Below are 24,362 nucleotides of genomic sequence, written 5' to 3'. Positions count from 1 at the left end.
TTCCTACTTCTTGAAGAGGTCGGCGACGGCAATCGATTGCCCCGAGGCGATCGACGCGTTCGCGGCGAGACCGGCGGCCAGGGCGTTGACGCCGTCCTGGGCGGTGGCCGAGCGGGCGTGGGGGTCGGTGTCGCCGTCGAAGAGGACGCCGAGCATCCGCACGTCGCCGCCGCCGTGCCCGGACCGGTTGTACTCGCCGAGGTCGATGCTGGTGGGCTTGGTCCAGAACGGGTGGAGGGTCAGCTCGTAGCGGCCCTCCTCGGGTGCGGCGTGGGTGCCGTGGACGGAGGCGCCGTTGGGGCCCTTGAGGGCGGGGTTGACGTGGTCGTTCTCGACCACGAGCAGTTCGAGGCGGCCCTTGGTGCCGTTGAAGTGGACCCGGTAGCCCTCCCAGGGCGAGTACGCGGTGAGCCGGTAGGAGAGCGTGACGCCCGAGTCGTAGTCGACCAGGGCCATCATGTCGTCGTAGATGGTCACACCGGGGGCGAACACCGACTGGTCCCTGATGTACCCGTCCTCGGACTCGGCGTCGAGGTAGAGGTCCTTGAGCTGCGGGTTCTCGTCCATGTGGAGCGCGAACGGGTCGTCGGAGGCGAGCGGGGAGCCGTGGACGCGCTCGTAGCCGCGGTCGTGGCCGTGGCGCTTGCCGTTCTCGCCGTAGAAGGCGAGCCTGCCTTTGGCGAAGGCGCTGACGGGCGCGGCGTCGAGCCACCAGTTGACGAGGTCGAAGTGGTGGCCGGACTTGTGGACGAGGAGGCCGCCGGAGTGCTCGGACTCGCGGTGCCAGCGGCGGAAGTAGTCGGCGCCGTGGCGGGTGTCCAGGAGCCAGTCGAAGCCGACCGAGGTGATCTCGCCGATCGCGCCTTCGCGCAGGAGCTCGGCGACCTTCTCGTGGAGGGGGTTGTAGCGGTAGTTGAAGGTGACGGCGACCGTGCCGGCCGACTTCGCCTCGGCCTCGAGGATCGCGGCGGCGTGCTCGGCGGTGGTCGTCAGCGGCTTCTCGCAGATGACGTCCTTGTCGGCGGCGAGCGCGGCGAGCAGGTACTCGTGGTGGGTCGCGTCGACCGAGGTGACGATGACGGTGTCGGGTGCGGTCTCGGCGAGGAGCCGGTCGAAGTCCGCGGCGGCGTAGGCGGCCGGGGCGGGGAGGCCGGCGGCCTCGACGGCGGCGGCGTGGTGGGCGATCCGCTTCGGGTTCGGGTCCGCCAGCGCGACGAGCTGTGCTTTGTCACCTCGCTCGATGATCGCGTTGACGTACATCGTGGCGCGTGAGCCGGTCCCGACGATGGCATAGCGATGCGACGTGCCTGACATGTGACTCCTTCGTCTGCGAGGTTCTGGTAAACGCTATCTGAGAACCTCGCGGCAGGCAAGACCCGGTCCGGACCGCCGCGCGCCGAACCCGGTGCGGGGCGCGGCCGCGGACCTACTTGGGGGTGGCCTTCGTGAACGGCGGCTTGACGACCCGCACCGGCAGGCGCCGGCCCCGCACGTCGAGTTCGAGCTCGGCCCCCGGCTTGTACGCGGCGTCCAGGAGCGCCAGGGCGACGCCTCGCTTCAGCGACGGCGCGTGCGTGCCGGAGGTGGTCTCGCCGACCTGGACGTCGCCTTCGAGGACGCTCATGTGGGCGCGCGGGACGCCCCTGCCGGTGGCCTCCAGGCCCCACAGGCGCCGCTTCGGGCCCGAGGCCCGCTCCGCCTCCAGGGCGGCCTTGCCCCAGAACTCGGGCTTGTCCCAGCCGATCGCCCAGTTCAGGCGCGCCTGCACCGGCGTGATGTCGAGGCTCAGGTCCTGGCCGTGCAGCGGGTAGCCCATCTCCAGGCGCAGCGTGTCGCGCGCGCCGAGCCCGCAGGGGACGGCCCCGGCGGTGAGCAGCGCGTCCCACAGGTCCCCGGCGGCCTCGTTCGGCACGACCAGCTCGTACCCGGTCTCGCCGGTGTAGCCCGAGCGGCAGACGATGAGGTCGGCGTGGTCGACGAGGTGCTCGCGGAAGGTCATGTACCCGTGCTCGTGCGGCATGCCCAGATGCTCGAGGACGCGCGGCGAGTCGGGCCCCTGGACGGCGAGCACCGCGAAGGCCCGGTGCACGTCGCGCACCCCGATCCCTTCGGGGGCGGCCGCGGCGAGGCGGCGGGCCACCTCGGCGGTGTTGGCGGCGTTGGGGATCAAGAAGACCTCGTCGTCGGAGAACCGGTAGGCGATGAGGTCGTCCACGACGCCGCCGGTCTCGTCGAGGCACAGCGTGTACTGCGCGCCGCCGGGGCCGATCCGGTCGAGGTCGTTCGCCAGGCACCGGTTGACGAACGCCGCCGCGCCCGGCCCGGTGACCCAGATCTTGCCGAGGTGGGAGACGTCGAAGACGCCGACCGCGGTGCGCACCGCCTCGTGCTCGGCGAGCACGCCGCTCGCGTACTGGAGCGGCATGTCCCAGCCGGCGAACTCGGCGAACCTGGCGCCCAGGGCGAGGTGGCGGGAATGCAGCGGCGAGGTCAAAGGTGATGCGTCGGACATGGGACAGAGCTTAACGCCTGCGTCTCAGTGGTTAGGATCGGAGCATTTGGTCCCCGAGTTCCCGCACACCTAAGGATGGATCGTGACCGATCTGATCAGCGCCTCCGGCGACGCCGCCGCCGCGGAGGCGGCCGTGCTCGTCTTCGGCGTCTTCTCCGGCGAGGACGCCCCCGAGATCCCCGAGAGCCTCGCGGGCGTCGACGCCGCCTTCGGCGGACGCCTGGCCGAGCAGCTCGCCGCCCTCGGCAACACCGGCGCCGCCGCCTCCCTCACCCGCCTGCCCGCGCCCGAGGGCCTGACCGCCACGCTCGTGTACGCCGTCGGCCTCGGCGACGCCGAGGACCTCGACGACGAGACCCTGCGCCGCGCCGCCGGCACCGCCGTGCGCGCCGCGTTCGGCCAGGAGAGCGTCGCCATCGCCTTCGAGGGCGACCCCGAGGCCACCGCCGTCGGCGCGGCCCTGGGCGCCTACCGGTTCGAGGGCTACAAGACCGACGGCGGCGGCGACGCCGCACCGGAGACCGTCGGCGTCTACGGCGCCGGCGAGGCCGCGATCGACAGTGCCCGCGCGCTCGCCGAGAGCGTCGCGCTCGTCAAGGACTGGGCCGACACCCCCGCGAACCTGCTGCGCCCGCCGACGTTCGCGATCGAGATCCAGCAGGCCGCCGTAGAAGCGGGACTCGAAGTCGAGATCCTCGACGCCGAGGCGCTCTCGGCCGGCGGCTACGGCGGCGTGCTCGCCGTCGGCGGCGGCTCCTCGGCCGAGCCGCGCCTGGTGCGCCTGTCCTACCGGCCCGAAGGCGCGACCAGGCACGTCGCGCTCGTCGGCAAGGGCATCACCTTCGACTCCGGCGGCATCTCCATCAAGCCGGTCGCGGGCATGTGGGACATGAAGGGCGACATGGCCGGTGCCGCGGCCGTGGTCGGCGCGACCGTCGCCGCCGCGAAGCTGGGCCTGAACGTCAACGTCACGTGCACCGTGGCGCTGGCCGAGAACATGCTCTCGGGCTCCTCGTACCGTCCCTCCGATGTGATCACCATCCGCAACGGGAAGACCGTGGAGGTGCTCAACACCGACGCGGAGGGCCGCCTGGTGCTCGCCGACGCGATCTCGCGCGCCGTCGAGGACGAGCCGGACGCGCTCTACGACGTCGCGACGCTCACCGGCGGGCAGGTCGTGGCCCTCGGCAAGCGGACCATGGGGCTCATGGGGACCGACGATGAGACCGAGCGGATCCGGCGCATCGGCGAGGACACCGGCGAGCACGGCTGGCCGATGCCCTTCCCCGAGGACCTCGTCAAGCTCATGGAGTCCTCCATCGCGGACGTGTCACAGTGCGCGACCGGTCTCAAGCGCGACGGCCACATGATCCAGGGCGGGATCTTCCTGTCGAAGTTCGTGCCCGAGGAGCTCCCCTGGGCGCACCTGGACATCGCCGGGCCCGCCGACGCCGACTCGGCGTACGGGTACATCGCCAAGGGCGCGACGGGCTTCCCGGTGCGGACCCTCGTGGCGGCCCTGGAGGAGCACGCGTCGTAGCGGCGCACGTGGAACGGGGCCCGGCTTGAGCCGGGCCCCGTTCTCATGCCGGGTGGCGGGGCGTCGCTCGCAGCGCAGTGCGTCGAAGCAGCGCGCGACCGGCAGGGGCTACTGGTTGCGCTGGCGCTCCAGCTTCTTGCGAGCGTCGAAGTCGCGCTTGCGCTGGGGGTATCCGGTCTTGGCGACCTCGTACACCGGGATGCTCTGCTTGCGGCCCAAGGCGAAGGCCCCGGCCGGCCCGTCCACGCGGCGCCGGGTCCACTCGCCGTCGTGCGCGATGAGCATGACGGTGGTCGCGGTGACGGTGGTCTTGGGCTCTATGTAGGCCTCGACCCCGGTGCGCGTCTTGATGAACTCGATGAGATGACGCTGGTCGGCATTGTCCGATGCCCGGTCCAACGTCCCGCTATCCTGCTTCTTCTTCCTTCCGAACCAGCCCACAGCCGCTCCTTCCGCACCCGTCGAGGCGTCGATCTTCAAGCGTACACATGCACTACGGCGCCTGTGTCGAGCCGCACAGGGACAGGACTTTCCGAATGCTCGCGGCAAGCGGTTGAATGGTGTTGCACACTCCAACCATCGGGTCTGGGCGACCACGAGTCGCGTCCGGTGGAAGGATGGGCTCCGTACCTAAGGCAGTCACGGCGACGCTTGCGGAGCCGTACATGTGCAGAGACGAGTGGGGAGAGCAATGAGCGACCCGAACGCAGGATTCGACGTGGTCATCCTGGGCGGCGGCAGCGGCGGCTACGCCTGCGCGTTCCGCGCGGCCGAGCTGGGGCTGTCGGTGGCCTTGATCGAGAAGGACAAGGTCGGCGGCACCTGTCTGCACCGCGGCTGCATCCCCACCAAGGCCCTGCTCCACGCCGGCGAGGTCGCCGACACCGCCCGCGAATCCGAGCAGTTCGGCATCCTCGCCGAATTCAAGGGCGTGGACATGCCGGCGGTCAAGAAGTACAAGGACGACGTCGTCTCCAAGCTGTACAAGGGCCTCCAGGGCCTGGTGAAGGCCCACAAGGTCGAGTTCATCCAGGGCACCGGCAAGCTCGTCGGCCCGAACGCGGTCGAAGTCGACGGCCGCAAGGTCACCGGCAAGCACGTGGTGCTCGCCACCGGCTCCTACTCCAAGACCCTCCCGGGCCTGGAGATCGACGGCGAGAAGATCATCGCCTCCGAGCACGCGCTCGAACTCACCGAGCTGCCGAACAGGGCCATCGTCATCGGCGGCGGCGTCATCGGCGTCGAGTTCGCCTCCGCCTGGAAGTCCCTGGGCGTCGAGGTCGAGATCATCGAAGGCCTCCCCCGCCTCATCGCGGCCGAGGACGCCGACTCCTCCAAGCAGCTCGAACGCGCCTTCCGCAAGCGGGGCATCAAGTTCCACACCGGCAAGTTCTTCGAGAAGGTCGAGAAGACCGCCTCGGGCGTGCAGGTCACGATCCAGGGCGGCAAGGTCGTCGAAGGCGACCTCGTGCTCGTCGCGGTCGGGCGCGGCCCGGTCACCGACGGCCTCGGCTACGAGGAGCAGGGCATCACCCTCGACCGCGGCTTCGTGCCGACGAACGAGCACCTCCAGACCAGCGTCCCCAGCGTCTACGCCGTCGGCGACATCGTCCCCGGCATCCAGCTCGCGCACCGCGGCTTCCTCCAGGGCATCTTCGTCGCCGAGCACATCGCCGGGCTCGACCCGGCCCCGATCGACGAGACCGGCATCCCCCGCGTGACCTTCACCGAGCCCGAGGTGGCCTCCATGGGCCTCAACGAGGACAAGGCGAAGGAGCGGTACGGCGCCGACAAGATCAAGTCGGTCAACTACAACCTCGCGGGCAACGGCAAGTCCAACATCCTCAAGACCCAGGGCTTCGTCAAGCTCGTCGCGGTCGAGGACGGCCCGATCGTCGGCGTCCACATGGTCGGCGCCCGCATCTCCGAGCAGATCGGCGAAGCGGAGCTGATCTACAACTGGGAGGCCTACGCGACCGACGTCGCGAACCTCATCCACATGCACCCGACCCAGAACGAAGCGATCGGTGAAGCGGCGATGCTGCTGGCCGGCAAGCCGCTGCACGCCCACGACTAAGCACACGCAGGAGTTGAACGAACGATGCCGACATCGGTAACGATGCCCGCCCTCGGTGAGTCGGTCACCGAGGGGACCGTCACGCAGTGGCTCAAGCAGGAGGGCGACACCGTCGAGGTCGACGAGCCCCTTCTGGAGGTCTCGACCGACAAAGTGGACACCGAGGTGCCCTCGCCGGTCGCCGGGGTGCTGCTGAAGATCGTCGCGCCCGAGGACGCCGATGTCGAGGTCGGCGGCGAGCTGGCGATCATCGGCGACCCGTCCGAGGCCGGCGGCGACGACGCCCCCTCGAAGCCCGAGCAGGAACCGCTGCCCGAGCCCGAGGCCGAGGAGACCAAGGCCGAACCCGAACCTGAGCCCGAGCCCGCCGAGGCCTCGTCCGAGAAGGAGGCCCCGGCCTCCTCCGGTGCGGCCTCCGGCACCGACGTGGTCCTCCCCGAACTGGGCGAGTCGGTCACCGAGGGCACGGTCACGCAGTGGCTCAAGGCCGTCGGCGACACCGTCGAGGTGGACGAGCCGCTCCTGGAGATCTCGACCGACAAGGTCGACACGGAGATCCCCTCGCCGGCCGCCGGCACGCTGCTGGAGATCCGCGTGAACGAGGACGAGACCGCCGAGGTCGGTTCCGTGCTCGCGGTCATCGGCTCCGGCGACGCGGCCCCGGCCGCTTCGGAGCCCGAGTCCGAGCCGACCCCGTCGGTGAAGTCCGAACCCGAGCCGAAGGCCGAGGCGTCCCAGGCGGACTCCTCGCCGACGCACCCGACCCCGGCCGAGCCCGAAGTCGCCGAGGCACCGGTCGCCGCCGCGGCCCCGGTCGCCGCGCCGTCCGCGTCGAAGCCCTCGGGCTCCTACGTGACGCCGCTGGTGCGAAAGCTCGCCTCCGACAACGGCGTGGACCTCTCCGAGGTCACCGGCTCCGGTGTGGGCGGACGCGTCCGCAAGGAGGACGTCCAGGCCGTCATCGACGCCAAGAAGGCCCCGGCGCCCGCAGAGAAGGCCGCCCCGGCGAAGGCCGCACCGGCCCCGGCCGAGGTCAGCCCGCTGCGCGGACGCACCGAGAAGATGAGCCGCCTGCGCCAGTCCGCGGCCAAGGCCCTGCTCCAGTCGATGACCACCACCGCGCAGCTCACGACCGTGCGCGAAGTGGACGTCACGAAGGTGGCGAAGCTCCGCGCGGCCAAGAAGGACGAGTTCCTCGCCCGCCACGGCGTGAAGCTCTCCTTCCTGCCGTTCTTCTCGATCGCCGCGATCGAGGCGCTCCAGCAGTACCCGATCGTCAACGCCTCCATGAACCTGGAGGAGAAGACGATCACCTACCCCGACGCCGAGCACGTGGGCTTCGCGGTGGACACGCCGAAGGGCCTCATCGTCCCGGTCGTCAAGAACGCCGGCGACCTGAACATCCCGGGCCTGGCCAAGCGGATCGCCGAGATCGCCAAGAAGGCCCGCGAAGGCGGCCTGGCGCCCGACGACCTGTTCGGCGGGACCTTCACGATCACCAACACCGGCTCGGTGGGCGCCCTGTTCGACACGCCGATCGTGCCGCTGGGGCAGTCGGCGATCCTCGGCACGGCCGCGATCGTCAAGCGCCCCCGCGTGATCAACGACCCGGAGCTGGGCGAGGTCATCGCGGTGCGCTCGGTCATGCACCTCACGCTGAGCTACGACCACCGCCTCATCGACGGTGCCGACGCGGCCCGCTACCTCGAAGCGGTCACCAAGCGCATCGAAGAGGGCAACTTCGAGCACCAGCTGGGCCTGTAGCCCGGAAGCGAACGAGCGCAGGGGCGCGGCGGGATCGATCCCGCCGCGCCCCTGCGGCGTCTCTCGCGGCAGAACCGGCCGCGACAGAAGACATCGACGCACGCGTATGCCTGTGGCCTTCGCGCACCGGGGATCGCCCTGCGCCTCATACGAAACGCTGCATCGGCGATCTGCGTCCGCAATACGGGGCGGTAACCCGTAACCGGAAACTCGTGTCCTCGTTCTTCCTACAACCCACCGTTTGTGACCCCATGCGGAAGTTAGGAACTCGAATGCCGATCGAGTACAACGAACTCCTCGCCATGCTGATGGAGACGCGCCCCGAATTCGCCACCGAGCTGTACCACTGCACCGAAGGCCCCGCACTCCCCGACTACGACAGCATCACCGTCAGCCGCAGGACCCTCGCCGTCCCCGAACCCTCCAGCAGGCTCCGCGTCTGCGTCGCGGCGGCCTATTCCAAGGACGGCGAGCGCCTCGTGGCGATCCTGTTCGATGCCGTGCTCGAACCCGATCCGGCGCAAGCCGAGTCGTGGCTCCGCTTCCTCACCGACGCGCAGCGGGCGCTGAGCTGCATGGTGGCCTTCGTGGTGCTGTGCCGCGACGCCAGGACGGCGCGCTGGGCGCTCACCTACAGCGCGGTCGGCGATATCGGCTGCTATGTACTCCCAGTGGTGATTCCCTCTTTGCTCGCGAACGCCTAGAATGGAGCCGGCCCCTCGCCGCCGTCCCCACCACGGCGCCGAGGGGTCTCCATTGCGGCACGATGTCGGACCCTTAGGGCACCCTTGATTCGGGGGCGCCTGAGAACGCCCGATTCGCCCCGGAACCGCCGTTCACCTTCGCGGCCAAGCCGCGCCGGCCCCCTCGCCCCCTCGCCTAAAGCGATTGCACCCGAGCCACCACAACGGCGACACTCTCGTCATGTCCCGATTCGGACCCGCGATCCCGTACGACGCCACTGCCGTCCGCGACACCTGGGAGACCCTGCCTCCCCATGTGCGCGAACGCGTCACCGCCGAGCTCGGCGGCGCGCCCGCCGACATCCGCATGGCCGGAGGCGGCTTCAGCGGCGGCTTCGCCGCCCGGGTCCGCGCCGATTCGGGCGCCGAGCTGTTCGTCAAGGCCGCCGGCAGCGACAAGGCCTTCGCCCTCGCGGCCTACCGGCAGGAGGCCCGCGTCAACCCGGCGCTCCCCGAAGGGATCCCGGCCCCGCGCCTCGAATTCGCGGCGGACTTCGAGGACTGGACCGTCCTCGGCTTCGAGACCGTCGAGGGCCGCGCCCCGACCCTTCCCATGACGCCGCGCGACCTCGCCCTCATGCTCGACGCCTGGGCCGAGGCCGCCACGCATCTCACCCCGGCCCCGAAGCGGCTGCTCGACCTCGGCGTCAGCGCCGTCCCGATCGACCGGAACCTGCGCCGCTTCGCGGCCGTGGCCTCGGGCGAGGACGAGCCGTTCCCGGTGCCGCCGGCGCTCGAAGGCCGCGTCGACGAGCTGGCGGAACTCGAACGCGGCATCGACGCGGCCATGACCGCCGACGCCGTGATGCACTTCGACCTGCGCCCCGACAACATGATCCTGGGCGCCGACCGGGCCTGGATCTGCGACTGGAACTGGGTGCAGGTCCATTCGCCGTGGTTCGACACCGTGTGCCTCCTCGTCGCCGCCCACGGCGACGGGCACGACGCGGACGCGCTGTTCCGGGCCCACCCGACCGCCGAAGGCGTCAGTGGCGAGGAACTGGACACCGCGCTCACCTCGATCGCGGGCTACTACCTGGCCCAGGCGATCGATCCGCCGATCCCGGACGTGTCGCCGTACCTGCGCGCGCACCAGAGATGGAGCGGCCTGGCGGCGGCCGACTGGCTCGCCCTGCGCCGAGGCTGGTGACGTACCGGTATTCGGGAATGAGCTCCCACATTCTAGATACCGCTCGGTAGGGTCTTTCCATGGCGAAAGAGACTGCGACCTACATCCACGGCCACCACGAGTCGGTCCTGCGTTCGCACACTTGGCGAACGGCGGAGAACTCGGCGGCGTACCTGCTGCCGGAGCTGAAGGCCGAGGATCGAGTCCTCGACATCGGTTGCGGGCCCGGCACGATCTCGGCCGATCTCGCGGCGCTGGCGCCGGAGGGCCACGTGACGGCGGTCGACTACGCGCCGGGCATCGTGGAGCAGGCGGCGAAGGAGGCCCGGTCGCGGGGACTCGTGAACATGGACTTCGGGGTGGCGGACGTGCACCGGCTCGAATTCGAGGACGACACCTTCGACGTGGTGCACGCCCACCAGGTGCTCCAGCACGTCGGGGACCCGGTACAGGCGCTGCGGGAGATGCGGCGGGTCGCGAGGCCGGGCGGCGTGGTGGCGGTGCGCGACAGCGACTACCGGGCGTTCACGTGGTTCCCCGAGTCGACTGGTCTGACGAAGTGGTTGGAACTGTACGAAGAGGTCGCGCGGGCGGGAGGCGGCGAACCGGACGCGGGTCGGCGCTTGAAGGCGTGGGCGCTGCGAGCGGGATTCGCTGAAGCATCGGTCACGGCGACCACGTCGACCTGGACCTTCTCGACTGAGGCGGAACGGAACTGGTGGGGCGGCCTGTGGGCCGAAAGGAGCCTGCACTCGGACTTCGCGAAGCAGGCGGTCGCGGGCGGATTCGCGACTCAGCCCGAGTTGCAGGCGATCTCGGACGAATGGAAGCGCTGGGCCGCCGACCCTGAGGGCTGGTTGATGATCCCGCACGGAGAGATCCTCGCCAGGGCCTGAGTCGCCGGTCGCGTCACCAGAGCGTCTTCTTGTAGGCCTCGTCGAGACGTTGGTCGGTCTCGTCGGCCGTGTCGTCGACGGCGAGCTGGTCGCGGAAGATCCGGCCGAGCGTCGGCAGCGCGTCGCGGTCGGGCCAGCTTTCGGGCTTCCACAGCTTGGAGCGCATGAAGGCCTTGGCGCAGTGCATGTAGGCGGCCTTCACGGTCACCAGGACCACGCTGACCGCCGGCTTCCCCTCGACCGCCATGCGCTCGCGGAGCGAGGCGTCGATCGTGATCCTCGCATCGCCGTTCACCCGCAGCGTCTCGTTCATGCCGGGGATGAGGAAGAGCAGGCCGACCGCCGGATTGCGGACGATGTTCTCCAGCGTGTCGAGCCGGTTGTTGCCGGGCCGGTCCGGAACGGCGATGGTGCGGTCGTCGAGCACCGCCGCGAAGCCCGGCCTGTCGCCTCTGGGCGTCACGTCGGCGCTGCCGTCGCCGTCCGAGGAACCGATCAACATGAATGGGCTCCGCGCGATGAAGGACCGGCAGTGGCCGTCCAGGCGCCGCAGCTCCTTGCGAACCGCGACGTCCGCCGCATCCGGCGTCTTGTACACCGCGCGCAGCTCCTCGCGCGAACTGATGTAGTCCACCGTCTCCTCCGATTCCCCGCGCGGAACCGCCCATCGGCGCACGGCTGGACGAAAATACTCGTACAACAAGCATATTCGTTTCGGTCCATATGCACCAGACCCATTGGACGAAGAACCGACTCACGGAAATGTCGGTGGGCGGATCTACGCTTTCCATACCGAGGGTCACCACCTCGGCACAATTTCAGAGGAGGACTCATGGACGCACCCGAACTCGACCGACTCTCCGACGCGATCACCGCCCTCGCCGGGGCCCGGCACCGCACGCCGCTCCCGCAACTGCTGCGCGAGACGGCGCTGAACATCCTGATCCTCACGCGCATCGCCGCGAACCGGATCGACGACCACCTCAGCCGGGAGGAGATCGAGACCGCCGCGGACTACCTCGTCGGCCAACTGCGCCAAGCGGCCTGGAGGGCGGTGCCGCCCGAACCGTAGGCGTCGCCGCGGGCCCCTGGAAAAACCTTGGCCCGCGGCCGGTCCCGGTCGATACGATCCGCCGATGAGCGAACTCGTGGACCACTTCAGCGGCAGCGCGGCGGCCTCCTACGACCAGAGCTCCGCCGACATGTTCGTCCCGGAGAAGGTCGATCCGGTCGTCGCGGTGCTCGCCGAACTCGCGGGCGAGGGACGCGCGCTCGAATTCGCCTCGGGGACGGGCAGGATCGCGCTCCCGCTGGCGGCGCGCGGGGTCCCGGTGAGCGGCATCGACCTGTCGGCGGACATGACCGCGCAACTGCGCGCCAAACCGGGAGGGAGGGACATCGACGTCGCCATAGGCGACATCGCCTCGACCCGCGTCGAGGGCGAGTTCCGGGTGGTCTACCTGGTGTTCAACACGATCCTGAACCTCACCTCGCAGGAGGCGCAGGTCGCGTGCTTCCAGAACGCCGCCGCGCACCTCGAACCGGGCGGGCGCTTCGTCATCGAGACCGGCGTGCCGGACCTGCGGCTGCTCCCGCCCGGGCAGCGGGCCGTGCCGTTCACGACCGAGCCCGGCAGGGTCGCCTTCGACCTCTACGACTGCGCCACACAGCAGATGAGCTCGAACTACGTCACCGTCCTCGAGGACGGCACCGGCCGCTATCGGTCGGTCCCGTTCCGGTACGTGTGGCCGTCCGAGCTCGACCTGATGGCGCGCATCGCCGGGATGCGGCTGCGCCACCGCTGGGCCGACTGGTCGGGAGCGCCGTTCGCCCACGAGAGCCGAAGCCACGTCTCGGTCTGGGAGAAGCACGACTGAGCCTGCGCCACAACCGATCACGAGAACTTCAGAAAAAGATCCGCGCCGCGCGATGAATCGGCGGATCAGGCCTCGTCCGTACGTGAAAGCAGGAATCACGGTGCCTGCGGGCAGGACGAGGAGCCGGTATGGGCAAGGACATCGCAGCGATCCCGAATTCGACGGGCCTCCACGCCGGGGGCGCGCGATGAGCACCGACCCGCAGGAGCGCCTCGAAGCCCTCGCCCGGGACATCGTCGACGCCAACAAGTACATGACCCTGGCGACCGCCGACGAGGACGGTTCGCCATGGGCCTCACCGGTGTTCTTCACGCCGAAGGGCTACGGCGAGCTGTACTGGGTCTCCTCGCCCACGGCCCGGCACTCGCTCAACCTCGCCGAGCGGTCAGCGGTGGCTATCGTCGTCTTCGACTCGCAGGCCGCGATCGGGGAGGCCGGCGCGGTCTACATGCGCGGCGACGCGGCGGAGGTCCCCGAGGAGGAGATCCCGGCCGCGGCCGAGCGCTACGCCTCCCGGTACCCCGAGCTGAAGTACTTCGCGCCGGGCGAGCTGACCGGCGCCGCGCCCTACCGCCTCTACCGCGCCGAGGTCACCGAGCACTCGGTGCTCATCCGAGGAGGCGACCCCGAATTCGGCACAGGAGTGGACACCCGCCGAAAAGTCTCCCTCTGACCGCTCCGGAACCTCCAGTGCCGCATCGACCTGCGAACTCGCGGCCGCCCTGCATCGCGCCGCCGGCGCGGCCGACGCGACGTCGTTCTCCGGCCAGCGCCCGGTGCACGCAGCGGGTTGGCTTGAGCGGTTCAAGACGATCGCTTCGGAGGGCCCAATCGTGCATGTCAGTCCTGACCTCAAAGTGCTGTACTTCGGGACGCCCGTGGTGCTGATCAGCAGTCGGAACGCCGACGGGTCGGCGAATCTCGCGCCGATGTCCTCGGCGTGGTGGCTCCAGCAGTCGTGCATGCTCGGGATGGGGAACCGGTCGCAGACGACGGCGAACCTGTCGCGCGAGCGCGAATGCGTGCTCAACCTGGTGCCTTCGGACCTGGCCGGGGCCGTCGATCGGTTGGCGCCGTTGACCGGCGCCGATCCGGTCCCGGAACGCAAGGCCGCCAAGGGGTACCGGTTCGAGCCCGACAAGTTCGGGGCGGCCGGGCTCACGCCGCAGGCCTCCGAGGTCGTCGCCGCGCCGCGGGTGCGCGAGTGCCCCGTCCAGCTCGAGTGCCGGGTGGTGAGCGTGCACCCGTTCGCCGGTTCGGCCAGCGCCTTCGAGGTCGCGGTGGTCCGGTCGCATGTCGAGGAGCGGCTGCTGATCCCGGGGACCGACCATGTGGACCCGGTCGGGTGGGACCCGTTGATCATGAAGTTCTGCGAGTTCTTCGGCGGTGGCGCGAATGTGGGTCCGTCGGCGCTGGCGGCGGCGTGGGGGATGCCGCATGGTTCGGTGGGGCTCGCGACTGGTTGACGGCTGGTCCGGGTCCTGGTATATCTCCCCTACGCGCCGGTAGGCGCCGTATCTGCTGCTTGGGAAGGCGCGAGCCATGGACAGTGACGTCATCGTGGTGGGGGCCGGTCTGGCCGGGTTGACGGCCGCGGCCGAGCTGGTCCGGCTCGGGAGGTCGGTCACGCTCCTGGATCAGGAGGGCGAGCAGTCGTTCGGCGGGCAGGCGTTCTGGTCCTTCGGCGGGCTGTTCCTGGTCGACTCGCCCGAGCAGCGGCGCATGGGCGTCAAGGACTCGCGCGATCTGGCCTGGCAGGACTGGTCGGGCACGGCCGGGTTCGACCGTCCCGAGGACGAGTGGCCGCGCAAGTGGGCCGAGGCGTACGTGGACTTCGCCTCCGGTGAGAAGCGGGCCTGGCTGCACGGTCTGGGAGTGCGGTTCTTCCCGGTGGTCGGCTGGGCCGAGCGCGGGGGCTATACGGCGCAGGGGCACGGGAACTCGGTGCCGCGCTTTCACATCACGTGGGGCACGGGGCCGGGGATCGTCGAGCCGTTCGCGCGGCTGGTGCGCGCGGCGGCGGACGAGGGCAAGGTGCGGTTGCGGTTCCGCCATCGGGTCGATGCGCTCACGGTGACCGACGGGGCGGTGACGGGCGTGTCGGGCACGCTCCTGTCCCCCGACGGGTCCGCGAGGGGCGTCGCCACGAACCGGGAGCCGCTCGGCGAGTTCTCGTTGAGCGCGGGGGCCGTGGTGGTCACCTCCGGTGGGATCGGGGGCGACTTCGACCTGGTTCGCGAGCACTGGCCCGAGCGGCTCGGGAAGGCTCCGAAGCGGCTGCTGTCGGGGGTGCCGGCGCACGTGGACGGGCGGATGCTCGGGATCGCGGAGTCGGCCGGTGCGAACCTCATCAACCGCGACCGGATGTGGCATTACACCGAGGGCATCGAGAACTGGGACCCGATCTGGGCGCGGCACGGGATCCGGATCCTGCCGGGGCCGTCGTCGCTGTGGCTGGACGCGACGGGCAGGCGGCTGCCGGCGCCGCTGTTCCCGGGGTTCGACACGCTCGGGACGCTGGAGCACATCATGACGACCGGCCACGAGTACACGTGGTTCGTGCTGACGCAGAAGATCCTGGAGAAGGAGTTCGCGCTGTCGGGTTCGGAGCAGAACCCGGATCTGACCGGCAAGGACGTGAAGCTGCTGCTCAAGCGGATCACGCCGGGTGCGCCGGGGCCGGTGGAGGCGTTCAAGCGGCACGGCGCGGATTTCGCGGTGGCCGAGACGCTGCCGGAGCTGGTCGCGAAGATGAACGGGATCACCGGCGAGGGCCTGCTGGACTTCGCGACGGTGAAGGCGGCGGTGGAGGCGCGCGACGCCGAGATGGCGAACACGTTCACGAAGGATTTGCAGATCACGGCGCTGCGGGGGGCGCGGAACTACCGGGGGGACAAGCTCATCCGGGTGGCGACGCCGCATCGGCTCCTGGATCCGAAGGCCGGTCCGCTCATCGGCGTGCGGCTCAATCTTCTGACGCGCAAGACCTTGGGCGGCTTGCAGACCGACCTGGACGGGCGGGTGCTGCGGGCGGACGGGGCGCCGCTGCCGGGGCTGTTCGCGGCCGGTGAGGCGGCGGGGTTCGGCGGCGGCGGGATGCACGGCTACCGTTCGCTGGAGGGGACGTTCCTCGGGGGGTGCCTGTTCTCGGGGAGGCGGGCGGCTCGGGGTGTCGCCGAGCGCGCCTCGGGGTAACCCTCGTCACCTTCGGGGAAATCGTCGAAGTTTCATATGCCGTGTCCATGGCGCGCCTGCTCCGGTGTGGCGGTGGCGGTCTAAGGTGGGCGATAAGCGGCCTTCCTCACCCGCTGAACCGAGCACCCCTCGTTTACCGGGCGTGGTCCGCTAACATCCAAGATTCTGCGGGTGCCCGCCGGGCCCATCGGTTCCACGGCAACGCCCGTCGAAGTCGGTTCGAGGCTCCGCGCCGAGGAACGGCACCTCACAACTCGTGGATGGTTGAGCATGAGCGACTACTACCGCCCGAACTCGGAACCGCCGGCCGGTCCTCCGAACCCGGTTCCCGGCGGGCGCGCCGTTCCCGGCAGTCCCGGAGGCGGCGGTGGATTCGGGGCGCCCGGCGGACCCGCCGTCCCGGGGCGCTATGCGGTTCCCGGTTCGCCGGGAAGGCCGGCCGGTCAGGGAGTGCCGCCGGGTCCTGGTGGTCCGGCGGGTCCTGGTGGTCCGGCGGGTCCTGGAGGGCCGGCAGTGCCCGGTGCGCCGGTGAGCCCTGCGGGGCCAAGTGGTCCGGGAGGTCCGCCCGCTCGCGGCAGCGTCGGCCGCGCCTCGGTGGTGGCCGCCCGTCCCAAGCCCGGCACCGAAGGTCCCGGGCGCAAGGACAAGGGCAAGAAGAAGAAGCGCGTCTCGGCGCGCCGGCGCCGCGTCTACGCGGCCCTGATCATGGCCTGCCTGATGATCCTCGGCGCGATCACCGTCGCCGGGGCCTGGTTCTTCCAGAGCGTCCCCACGCCCCAGGACCTCGAGTACGGCGAGTCGACCACGTTCACGTACCAGGACGGCGAGACCACGGTCGCCGGGTACGGGGAGTTCACCCGCAAGCTCATCGACGACTACGAGCAGATCCCCGACTCGGTCGTGTGGTCGCTGCTCGCGCTGGAGGACAAGGACTTCTTCAAGCACGAGGGCGTCGACTACAAGGGCACCATGCGCGCCCTGGTCAACAACATCACCGGCGGCGACACCCAGGGCGCCTCGACGATCAGCCAGCAGTACGCGGGCATGGTCATGGACATCCGCGACGACGTCTCCTACGGCCGCAAGGCCCAGGAGGCGGTCATGGCGATGAAGCTGGAGCAGGAGAACTCCAAGCAGGACATCCTGCTGCACTACCTGAACCTCAACTTCTACGGCCGCGGCGCCTACGGGATCGCGGCCGCCTCCGAGACCTGGTTCGGCAAGAAGGTCGCCGACCTCACCTGGGGCGAGGCGATGGTCCTGGTCATGCAGGTCAAGGCCGGTGACGGCTCGTTCGACCCGCGCCTGGTCGCGGAGGAGGACACCGCCCCGCTGGACCGGTGGGAGCACGGCATGAAGTCGCTGCTGACGCTGGACGACCTGTCGGAGGAGGATCTGGCGGACGTCCAGGCGCAGTTGGACGCCGGAATGCCTGAGACCCTCGAAGCGCTCCAGAACCCCGGTTCGTGGGGCCACGCGACCCCGACCGGCTTCATCACCAACCCCACCGACGGCTACGTGTGGGAGGAGCTGGAGCGCCGCTGGGGCCTGACGCAGAACGACTTCTACGGCAAGGACAAGGGCACCGGCGGCTACACCGTGGTCCTCACCATCGACAAGGCGATCCAGACCGAGGCCCAGCTGACCGCCAGCCGCGGCGAGCTGCGGCGCGAGACGAACGAGGACGGCGAGTTCGTCGACGCCGACGGGAACCCCGTGGAGGAGCGCAACGCCGCGGCCGAGTACGTCAACGGGGACGGCTTCTTCGAGTTCGACAACGACAACGAGGACGCCGCGCTCTACGAGTACCACCCGTCGATGGCCGACGCGGTCGTGGCCGTCGAGCCCGGGACGGGCCGGGTCCTCGGCTACTACGGCGGCAACAACGGCCTGGGCATCGACAAGGCCGGCATCGAGAACCCGCACCCGCCCTCCTCGACGTTCAAGATGATCACCGCCGCGACGGCGATCACGAAGGGCGCCTCGATCGACTCGTGGTGGAACTCCGACTCGCCGCGCGAGTTCGAGGCCCGCGGCGAGGCCGGCGCGGTCAAGAACTCCGGGCGCACCGAGAACCTCGACCTGACCTTGACCGACGCGGTCCGCATGTCGCGCAACACCCCGATGTACGCGATCGCCGAGAAGTACGGCGCGACCTCGGTGCTGGAGACGGCGATCCGGATGGGCCTGCGGACCATGCAGGCCACCAGCTCGGGCGACATCTACCGCTTCTACGTCGAGGGCGACGGCACCATCACCTACTCGGTGCACAACATCGTGGAGAAGGACGACGGGACCTACGAGACCGACGTCAACGGCAACCTCGACCCGATGGCCTCGGTGAACGGCTACGACGAGGACCGCAATCCGATCCGGACCCCGCTCGACCTCGACAACCCGCGCAGCCCGTTCGACTACGAGATCGGCTTCGGCCAGTTCCCGACCTCGGTGCTGGACATGGCGACCGTGTACGCCACGATCGCCAACGACGGCACCTACGTCGAGACCCACTTCGTGGAGGCGGTCTACGACCGCGAGGGCGAGCCGGTCGAGCCGAACCGCGGTTTGCAGGAGACCTCCGCCCTCGATAAGGGCATCGCGCGCGACCTCCAGTGGGTCGGCTCCGAGATCGACGGCGACGGCGGCGCGCTCGAACGGGACTACACCGGCAAGACCGGGACCTGGGAGGCCGCGGAGAAGTACGGCGACGGCGCGAACGCGCACACCTGGTACGTCGGCGCGATCCCGCAGCTCAGCATCGCCGCGTGGGTCGGCAACGCCACGGCCGAGTCGGCGCCGCTGCTGAACAAGGACGGCGGCACCGACAACGTCTTCGGTGGCACCCTGAGCTATCCGGTGTGGAAGCAGTTCATGACCGGCGCGATCGAGGCGAAGGGGTACGAGGCGCACAACTGGGGGGAGCCGGTGCATTCGGGCTCGCCGATCCTCGACGACATCCTCAACTCCGACGGCACCATCGACACCGACAGCGCCTACTGCGCGGCGAACCGGCACGACTCGAAGTGCATCCCGGAGGCGCCGCCGGAGTCCGAGGACTGCGATCCGGTCTCGCAGTTCCTCGGCCTGTGCACGCCAGGTGAGGACGAGGACAACGGCCGCGATCGCGGCCGCGACGACGACTGAGGCACGACGAACAGGGGCCCGGAGGGAGGGTGACCGTCCCTCCGGGCCCTTGTTCGTGCAAATTCGCGCTCACTGTGGAAGGCGAAGGGCTGCTCGCGTTCTAGGCGAAGGCGCGGCCTTCGCCGCGGTAGGTCGGGACCTCGTCGACGACCTCGCCGCCGGCGACGAGGTGGAGCGAGTTGACGCGTTCGGCCAGTTCCCCGGCCTTGGCGTGGCGCATCCACACGCGGTCGCCGATCGCGAGGCCGTCGGCGGCCCGGCCGCGCAGCGGCGTCTGGACTTCACCGGCGCCTTCGGTCCTGGTGTAGCGCAGGCCGCCGGGGAAGGCCGGCTTCGGGAGCCGGTCGGGGCCGGGCGCGCCGGAGGCGATCCAGCCGCCGCCGAGGGCGGTGATCATGCCCGGCTTGGGGCGGCGGACCACCGGCAGCGCGAAGAACGCGGCCGGCAGCGGGCGGATCGACCGGTAGCCGTCGAACAGCGCCGGCGAGTACAGGCCCGAACCGGCGGCGATCTCGGTGACCGAGGGGTCGACGGCGGTCGAGGCGACCGAGCCGGTCCCGCCGCCGTTGACGAATTCGAGGTCGGCGACGCTGCGCACGGCCGCGACGGCCTCGGCGCGGCGCTCGGCCAGCTCGACCTTGGAGACGCGCTGGATGAACCGCACCACGGGGCTGAACGCGTCCTGGACGCCCGCGACCTGGCTCTCGTAGCCCATGACGCCGACGAGGCTCACGCCCGGGCGCTTGTCGATCTCGTGGGCCATCGCGATCGCCTGGTCGGCGGTGCGGACCGGCGAGCGGTGGGCGCCGATGTGGACGCGGCCGCCGAACAGCTCCAGGGAGAGGTCGATCTCCAGGCACAGCCGCAGCGGCCGGGAAGGGTTCGGCTCGACGTGGCGGCGCAGGAAGTCGAGGTGCTCGACCGAATCCACCATGAGGGTGACGCGGCGGGCGAGCGAGTCGTCGGAGGCGAGGCGGCGCAGGGCGTCCGAGTCGGCGGTCGGATAGGCGACGACCACGTCCTCGAACTCCTCGGCGAGCCACAGCGCCTCGGGGAGGGTGAAGCCGAGGACGCCTTTGAATCCGGGCTGGGAGAGGGCCCGGCGCATGAGCGGGCGACATCGCAGGGATTTGCTGGCCAGGCGCAGGGGTTTGCCGATCGCGTTGCGGCGCAGGATCGCCGCGTTGGTGTCGAAGGCGCCGAGGTCGACCGCGGCGAACGGCGGCTGGAGTCCGGCGGTCGCGCGGTCGAGCTCGGCGAAGCGGTGGTCGGGCGCGCCCGCCGCCGCGGCCGCGGGTGCACCTGAAACTCCCTGTGAGGCCATCCGACTTCCCTTCCGCAGGTCAAGTGAGGTTGAATGAAAGCTACCGTGAAGTACACCTCATATTCAACCGGTGCGGTCGCGGAAGCGGCGCCGCCGGACCGCAGTACCGTCGCAGCGGCGGCGACGCCGCCTCGAAGCACCTCGTACCGAAGAACCGCCGAAACCTAAGCACCGTCGCAACGGAAGCAGAGTCGTCATGGGAGCTGCCTCTATGGGAACCACCTCGCTCTGGCAGAACTGGTCGGGCACCGAGAGCGCCGATCCGGCCCGGGTCGTGAGGCCGGTGAGCGCCGGCGAGCTGGCGGCCGCGGTGGTGGCCGCGGCGAACGACGGCCTGCGGGTCAAGGCGGTCGGCACCGGCCACTCCTTCAGCGGCATCGCCGTGGCCGACGGCGTGCAGGTCGACATGGGCGGCCTCGACCAGGTGGTCGAGGTGGACTCGCGCACGGGGGTGGTGACCGTGGAGGCGGGCATGACGCTGGCGCGGTTGAACGAGGTCCTCGACGCGCACGGGCTGGCGCTGGAGAACATGGGCGACATCGACCGGCAGACGGTCTCGGGGGCGATCTCGACCGGGACGCACGGGACGGGCGACCGCTACCGGGGTTTCGCGTGGCAGGTCAAGGGTCTGCGGCTGGTCCAGGGCGACGGATCGATCGTACATTGTACGGAGTTCGTGCGGCCGGAGCTGTTCGCCGCCGCGCGGCTGGGCCTGGGGGCGATCGGGGTGATCGCCGAGGTGACGCTCCAGTGCGTCCCGGCGTTCCGGCTCAAGGCCGTGGAGCGGCCCGAGCGGCTCGGCGCGGTCCTGGAGGGCCTGGACGTGCTCGTGGCCGAGAACGACCATTTCGAGTTCTACTGGTTCCCGCACACCGACCGGACGCTGACCAAGTGCAACAACCGGTACGCGATGTCGGAGCCGAGCCGGGCCCCGGGCAGGCTCGCGAACTGGTGGACGCGGAAGTTCACCGAGAACACCCTGTTCGAGGCGAGCAACCGGGTCGGGACGCGGTTCCCGGGGATGGTGCGGGGCCTCAACCGCCTCGCCGGGCGGGTCTGGAGCGCCCGCGAGTACACCGACGTGTCGCACAAGGTCTTCACCTCGCCGCGATCGGTGGTGTTCCGGGAGATGGAGTACGCGGTGCCGCGCGAGGCGCTGCCGGAGGTCCTGGAGGATCTGAAGGCGATGGTCGAGCGCGAGGGGCACACGGTGTCGTTCCCGGTGGAGGTGCGGTTCGCGGCGGCCGACGACGTCTGGCTGTCGACCGCGCAAGGCCGCCGCACGGCGTACGTGGCGGTGCACCAGTACCACCGGCACGACCACGAGGCGTACTTCAAGGACTGCGCGGCGATCTTCGACGCGGCGGACGGGCGCCCGCACTGGGGGAAGATGCACGACCTGACCGCGAAGAAGCTCGCGGACCGCTACGACCGCTTCGAGGACTTCCTGAAGGTGCGCGACGCGGTCGACCCCGACCGCAGGTTCGCCAACGCCTACCTCGAAAGGGTCCTCGGCGACTGAAGGAAGCGCCCGTCAGGGGGCCGCATCGAACGGCAGGACCGCGAACGCGTCGAAGACCGGTCGCGCTCGCTCCGCGGTGCGCGGTGCGGTGTTGTCGGTGGGGTGGGCTACCTTGGCGCGGTGGCACAGGTGCTGTACCGAGAACTCGATGAACTGACCGATGACGAGGTCTACGCGGCGTACGCGCCGCCCGCTCCCGACTGGCTGCGGGTCAACTTCGTCTCCAGCGCCGACGGCGCGGCGACCCTCGGCGGGCTCTCCGGTCCACTTTCGGGTGAAGAGGACAAGCGGGTGTTCAAGGTCCTGCGGGCCCGCTGCGACGTGCTCCTCGCCGGGTCGGGGACCGTCCGCGCCGAGGGGTACGGGCCGCTGGTCCTCTCCCCCGAGCGGATGGCCTGGCGCCGGGCCCAGGGCCTGCCCGAGGTGCCGGTCATGGCGATCGTGTCCCACTCGGGGGAGCTCGACCCGGCCTCCGGGATCTTCGCGAAGGCGCCCAGGCGCCCGATCGTCGTCTGCCCCGCGGACCTGCCGGAGGCGAAGGTCGCGCCGCTGCGCGCGGTCGCCGACGTCATCGGCGCCGGCGCCGGCGCGGTGGACCTGGTCGCGGCCGTCGCCGCGCTGCGCGAGCGGGGCCTGCGCCAGATCCTGTGCGAAGGCGGGCCGCACGTCTTCGGCGACCTCGTCGCCGCCGACCTGGTGGACGAACTCGACCTGACGCTCTCGCCGCTGCTGGTGGGGGCCGGTCCGATCCGCATCGCCGAGGACCACGCGCTCGCCGCGGGCGGCCACCGCGAGGCGGGTCCGCCCCGCCCGCTCCAACTGCGACACGTCCTCGAAGCCGGGGGCAATCTCATCCTGAAGTATCTGCGAGGATCAAGCGATGAGTGAATCGGTGGGACGCGTGCTCGGCACGGAGGACGCGACGCCCCTGTCCTTCTGGGTCGGCGTCGGTCCCGAGGCGTACGCCCAGCTCGACGACGTGCTGACCACCGAGCGCCAGGTGCCCGGCGTCGGGGCCGTGCGCATCTCGGGCGTGGTCACCGCGGTCCGCAGCCGCCACGAGGGCGCCCAGTTCGACTCCGACGTGTTCGACATCGCCGGCGGCCTGCTCCCCGCGCAGGTCCAGGAGGCCGCCGAGGTCACCGTGACGCGGGTCGAACCGGAGGTGTTCGTGCCCCCGCGCCCCGGCGCCGAGGTCCAGCGCGCCTCCGGCGAGGACCGCGACCGGGCCCTGTACTTCGACGGCATGGCCCGCCAAGTGCCGCTCGGGTTCTCGCGCGACGGGCAGCCGGTGTTCCTCAACCCCGACTTCCTCGACGGCACCAGGGGCGCGCACGTGTCGATCTCGGGGATCTCCGGCGTCGCCACCAAGACCTCCTTCGCGACCTGGCTGCTGTACTCGCTGCTGCACTCCGGCGCGCTCGGGGCCGAGGCGTCGAACACGAAGGCGCTCATCTTCAACGTCAAGGGCGAGGACCTGCTGCTGCTCGACCACGACAACACGAAGATCGACGAGACCGTGCGCGACGCCTACCGGCGGCTCGGCATGGAACCGGGCGCGTTCAAGTCCGTCGAGGTGCTCGCTCCCCCACGCGAAGGGGACGCCAACGGCGTCCCCGACGTCGCCTGCCGGTCCACCGGCGTCGACGCGTTCTATTGGACGCTCGCGGAGTTCTGCCAGTTGAGCCTGCTGCCGTTCGTGTTCGCCGACGGCGACGACGACCGCCAGCAGTACACGATGGTCGTCCACCAGGTCGCCGCGCGGCTGCGCAAGGAGGCCCGCCCCAAGGACAACGGCGCGATCAGCGTCGACGGGCAGCTGCTCACCTCGTACCGCGACCTCGTGAACCTCATCTGCGAGCGCCTCGCCGACGACGAGACCCGCACCGAATGGGCCGGGTCGGCCATCGGCCTGGGCACCGTCAACGCGTTCATCCGCCGCCTCATCGCCTCCGGGCGCGACATCGGCCGCCTCATCCGCGGCGACCTGCCGCCGAAGGGCGCCGTCCTCACCTCCGAAGCGCAGGTCACCGTCGTGGACCTGCACAACCTGCCCGACCGGGCGCAGCGGTTCGTCGTCGGCGTGGTCCTGCGCTCGGAGTTCGAGCGCAAGGAGAAGGCCGGCACCGCCCGCCCGCTCCAGTTCGTGGTCCTCGACGAGCTCAACAAGTACGCGCCGCGCGAGGGCACCAGCCCGATCAAGGACATCCTGCTCGACATCGCCGAACGGGGCCGGTCCCTCGGGGTCATCCTCATCGGCGCCCAGCAGACCGCGTCCGAAGTGGAGCGCCGGATCGCCTCGAACTCGGCGATCCGCGTCGTCGGCCGCCTCGACGCCGCCGAGGCCACCCGGCCCGAGTACGGGTTCCTCACCCAGGCCCAGCGGATGCGGGTCCTCATGGCCAAACCCGGGACCATGTTCGTCGCCCAACCCGAACTGCCGGTCCCGCTGGTGGTGAACTTCCCGTTCCCCGCCTGGGCCACCCGGCCCGCCGAGGCCGGGTCCGCCCCGGCCGCCGCCACCCGGTCGGGCCGCGCCGTCTCCCCCACCGCGAAGGTCGACCCCTTCGACCTCGGCGACGACGAGGACGACATCCCCTTCTAGACCAGCACCACCGACAGCACCGGCACCACCCCAG

Annotated in this window: 20 protein-coding genes; 15 read left to right on the top strand and 5 right to left on the bottom strand. The window is 70.4% G+C overall.

Going from position 1 to position 24,362, the window contains the following annotated elements:
• Positions 1 to 3: 3 nt before the first annotated feature.
• Positions 4 to 1,314 carry a Gfo/Idh/MocA family protein gene (locus IF12_RS0111435; protein ID WP_030158157.1) on the bottom strand — a complete coding sequence of 437 codons (1,311 nt, stop codon included), beginning with the start codon at positions 1,312 to 1,314 and terminating at the stop codon, positions 4 to 6.
• 112 nt (positions 1,315 to 1,426) lie between these two features.
• Positions 1,427 to 2,512 carry a glycine cleavage system aminomethyltransferase GcvT gene (gene gcvT / locus IF12_RS0111430; protein WP_030158155.1) on the bottom strand — a complete coding sequence of 362 codons (1,086 nt, stop codon included), beginning with the start codon at positions 2,510 to 2,512 and terminating at the stop codon, positions 1,427 to 1,429.
• A gap of 82 nt (positions 2,513 to 2,594) precedes the next feature.
• On the opposite strand from gcvT, the gene IF12_RS0111425 reads away from it, so the two are divergent.
• Entirely contained in the window at positions 2,595 to 4,052 is a 1,458-nt protein-coding gene (locus IF12_RS0111425) for a leucyl aminopeptidase (protein ID WP_035748834.1), read from the top strand.
• A gap of 108 nt (positions 4,053 to 4,160) precedes the next feature.
• Here the strand turns inward: IF12_RS0111425 and IF12_RS0111420 are convergent, their stop codons facing one another.
• Positions 4,161 to 4,493 (bottom strand): hypothetical protein, encoded by a 333-nt coding sequence (locus IF12_RS0111420; protein ID WP_030158152.1) that lies wholly within the window; start codon positions 4,491 to 4,493, stop codon positions 4,161 to 4,163.
• Between the two features lie 250 nt (positions 4,494 to 4,743).
• Here IF12_RS0111420 and lpdA point away from each other — a divergent pair, with 250 nt between their 5' ends.
• The 5 genes from lpdA (at position 4,744) to IF12_RS0111395 (ending at position 10,661) form a co-directional block, all read left to right on the top strand.
• The gene (gene lpdA, locus IF12_RS0111415; RefSeq protein WP_030158144.1) at positions 4,744 to 6,129 is read left to right on the top strand and encodes a dihydrolipoyl dehydrogenase; all 1,386 of its coding nucleotides are present in this window, start codon (positions 4,744 to 4,746) and stop codon (positions 6,127 to 6,129) included.
• A 24-nt stretch (positions 6,130 to 6,153) separates the two neighbouring features.
• On the top strand, positions 6,154 to 7,893 hold the full coding sequence (sucB, locus tag IF12_RS0111410) for a 2-oxoglutarate dehydrogenase, E2 component, dihydrolipoamide succinyltransferase (protein ID WP_030158142.1): 1,740 nt from the start codon (positions 6,154 to 6,156) through the stop codon (positions 7,891 to 7,893).
• Positions 7,894 to 8,165: 272 nt separating this feature from the next.
• Complete coding sequence (locus IF12_RS0111405) at positions 8,166 to 8,597, top strand: hypothetical protein (RefSeq protein WP_030158141.1); 432 nt, start codon at positions 8,166 to 8,168, stop codon at positions 8,595 to 8,597.
• A 220-nt stretch (positions 8,598 to 8,817) separates the two neighbouring features.
• On the top strand, positions 8,818 to 9,786 hold the full coding sequence (locus tag IF12_RS0111400) for a phosphotransferase (protein ID WP_030158139.1): 969 nt from the start codon (positions 8,818 to 8,820) through the stop codon (positions 9,784 to 9,786).
• Positions 9,787 to 9,845: 59 nt separating this feature from the next.
• Positions 9,846 to 10,661: a class I SAM-dependent methyltransferase gene (locus IF12_RS0111395; protein ID WP_030158137.1), complete on the top strand. Its 816-nt coding sequence runs from the start codon at positions 9,846 to 9,848 to the stop codon at positions 10,659 to 10,661.
• Positions 10,662 to 10,674: 13 nt separating this feature from the next.
• Here the strand turns inward: IF12_RS0111395 and IF12_RS0111390 are convergent, their stop codons facing one another.
• Positions 10,675 to 11,295, bottom strand: a complete 621-nt coding sequence (locus IF12_RS0111390; protein WP_030158135.1) for a pyridoxamine 5'-phosphate oxidase family protein — start codon at positions 11,293 to 11,295, stop codon at positions 10,675 to 10,677.
• Positions 11,296 to 11,493: 198 nt separating this feature from the next.
• On the opposite strand from IF12_RS0111390, the gene IF12_RS0111385 reads away from it, so the two are divergent.
• From IF12_RS0111385 to IF12_RS0111360, 6 genes are all read left to right on the top strand, one after another.
• Entirely contained in the window at positions 11,494 to 11,733 is a 240-nt protein-coding gene (locus tag IF12_RS0111385) for a hypothetical protein (protein WP_030158133.1), read from the top strand.
• 64 nt (positions 11,734 to 11,797) lie between these two features.
• A complete protein-coding gene (locus IF12_RS0111380; RefSeq protein WP_030158131.1) occupies positions 11,798 to 12,538 on the top strand; it encodes a class I SAM-dependent methyltransferase in 741 nt (246 codons plus the stop codon).
• Positions 12,539 to 12,725: 187 nt separating this feature from the next.
• Positions 12,726 to 13,211: a pyridoxamine 5'-phosphate oxidase family protein gene (locus IF12_RS0111375; protein WP_030158129.1), complete on the top strand. Its 486-nt coding sequence runs from the start codon at positions 12,726 to 12,728 to the stop codon at positions 13,209 to 13,211.
• A 160-nt stretch (positions 13,212 to 13,371) separates the two neighbouring features.
• On the top strand, positions 13,372 to 14,004 hold the full coding sequence (locus IF12_RS0111370) for a flavin reductase family protein (protein ID WP_030158127.1): 633 nt from the start codon (positions 13,372 to 13,374) through the stop codon (positions 14,002 to 14,004).
• 76 nt (positions 14,005 to 14,080) lie between these two features.
• Positions 14,081 to 15,733 carry an FAD-binding dehydrogenase gene (locus IF12_RS0111365; RefSeq protein ID WP_030158125.1) on the top strand — a complete coding sequence of 551 codons (1,653 nt, stop codon included), beginning with the start codon at positions 14,081 to 14,083 and terminating at the stop codon, positions 15,731 to 15,733.
• 594 nt (positions 15,734 to 16,327) lie between these two features.
• A complete protein-coding gene (locus tag IF12_RS0111360; RefSeq protein ID WP_030158123.1) occupies positions 16,328 to 18,877 on the top strand; it encodes a transglycosylase domain-containing protein in 2,550 nt (849 codons plus the stop codon).
• A 100-nt stretch (positions 18,878 to 18,977) separates the two neighbouring features.
• Here the strand turns inward: IF12_RS0111360 and IF12_RS0111355 are convergent, their stop codons facing one another.
• Positions 18,978 to 20,201 (bottom strand): amino acid deaminase/aldolase, encoded by a 1,224-nt coding sequence (locus tag IF12_RS0111355; protein ID WP_030158121.1) that lies wholly within the window; start codon positions 20,199 to 20,201, stop codon positions 18,978 to 18,980.
• 211 nt (positions 20,202 to 20,412) lie between these two features.
• On the opposite strand from IF12_RS0111355, the gene IF12_RS0111350 reads away from it, so the two are divergent.
• The 3 genes from IF12_RS0111350 to IF12_RS0111340 all read left to right on the top strand — a co-directional run bounded on the left by IF12_RS0111350 (position 20,413) and on the right by IF12_RS0111340 (position 24,328).
• Complete coding sequence (locus IF12_RS0111350; protein WP_030158119.1) at positions 20,413 to 21,723, top strand: D-arabinono-1,4-lactone oxidase; 1,311 nt, start codon at positions 20,413 to 20,415, stop codon at positions 21,721 to 21,723.
• A 120-nt stretch (positions 21,724 to 21,843) separates the two neighbouring features.
• The gene (locus IF12_RS0111345) at positions 21,844 to 22,611 is read left to right on the top strand and encodes a pyrimidine reductase family protein (RefSeq protein ID WP_030158117.1); all 768 of its coding nucleotides are present in this window, start codon (positions 21,844 to 21,846) and stop codon (positions 22,609 to 22,611) included.
• Positions 22,604 to 24,328 (top strand): ATP-binding protein, encoded by a 1,725-nt coding sequence (locus tag IF12_RS0111340; protein WP_030158115.1) that lies wholly within the window; start codon positions 22,604 to 22,606, stop codon positions 24,326 to 24,328. Before IF12_RS0111345 ends, IF12_RS0111340 begins: the two co-directional genes overlap by 8 nt.
• The last annotated feature ends 34 nt before the right edge of the window (positions 24,329 to 24,362 follow it).

This window comes from Glycomyces sp. NRRL B-16210, assembly GCF_000719515.1.
GTDB lineage: Bacteria > Actinomycetota > Actinomycetes > Mycobacteriales > Micromonosporaceae > Glycomyces.
The sequence above is the reverse complement of the archived record's forward strand: the minus strand, read 5'-3'. Positions and strand labels throughout refer to the sequence as shown.

Excerpts from the sequence above, each read along its gene's own strand:
- IF12_RS0111435 (WP_030158157.1), bottom strand. The coding sequence starts at position 1,314 with ATGTCAGGCACGTCGCATCGCTATGCCATCGTCGGGACCGGCTCACGC.
- gcvT (WP_030158155.1), bottom strand. The coding sequence starts at position 2,512 with ATGTCCGACGCATCACCTTTGACCTCGCCGCTGCATTCCCGCCACCTC.
- lpdA (WP_030158144.1), top strand. The coding sequence starts at position 4,744 with ATGAGCGACCCGAACGCAGGATTCGACGTGGTCATCCTGGGCGGCGGC.
- sucB (WP_030158142.1), top strand. The coding sequence starts at position 6,154 with ATGCCGACATCGGTAACGATGCCCGCCCTCGGTGAGTCGGTCACCGAG.
- IF12_RS0111405 (WP_030158141.1), top strand. The coding sequence starts at position 8,166 with ATGCCGATCGAGTACAACGAACTCCTCGCCATGCTGATGGAGACGCGC.
- IF12_RS0111400 (WP_030158139.1), top strand. The coding sequence starts at position 8,818 with ATGTCCCGATTCGGACCCGCGATCCCGTACGACGCCACTGCCGTCCGC.
- IF12_RS0111395 (WP_030158137.1), top strand. The coding sequence starts at position 9,846 with ATGGCGAAAGAGACTGCGACCTACATCCACGGCCACCACGAGTCGGTC.
- IF12_RS0111385 (WP_030158133.1), top strand. The coding sequence starts at position 11,494 with ATGGACGCACCCGAACTCGACCGACTCTCCGACGCGATCACCGCCCTC.
- IF12_RS0111380 (WP_030158131.1), top strand. The coding sequence starts at position 11,798 with ATGAGCGAACTCGTGGACCACTTCAGCGGCAGCGCGGCGGCCTCCTAC.
- IF12_RS0111375 (WP_030158129.1), top strand. The coding sequence starts at position 12,726 with ATGAGCACCGACCCGCAGGAGCGCCTCGAAGCCCTCGCCCGGGACATC.
- IF12_RS0111365 (WP_030158125.1), top strand. The coding sequence starts at position 14,081 with ATGGACAGTGACGTCATCGTGGTGGGGGCCGGTCTGGCCGGGTTGACG.
- IF12_RS0111355 (WP_030158121.1), bottom strand. The coding sequence starts at position 20,201 with ATGGCCTCACAGGGAGTTTCAGGTGCACCCGCGGCCGCGGCGGCGGGC.
- IF12_RS0111350 (WP_030158119.1), top strand. The coding sequence starts at position 20,413 with ATGGGAACCACCTCGCTCTGGCAGAACTGGTCGGGCACCGAGAGCGCC.
- IF12_RS0111340 (WP_030158115.1), top strand. The coding sequence starts at position 22,604 with ATGAGTGAATCGGTGGGACGCGTGCTCGGCACGGAGGACGCGACGCCC.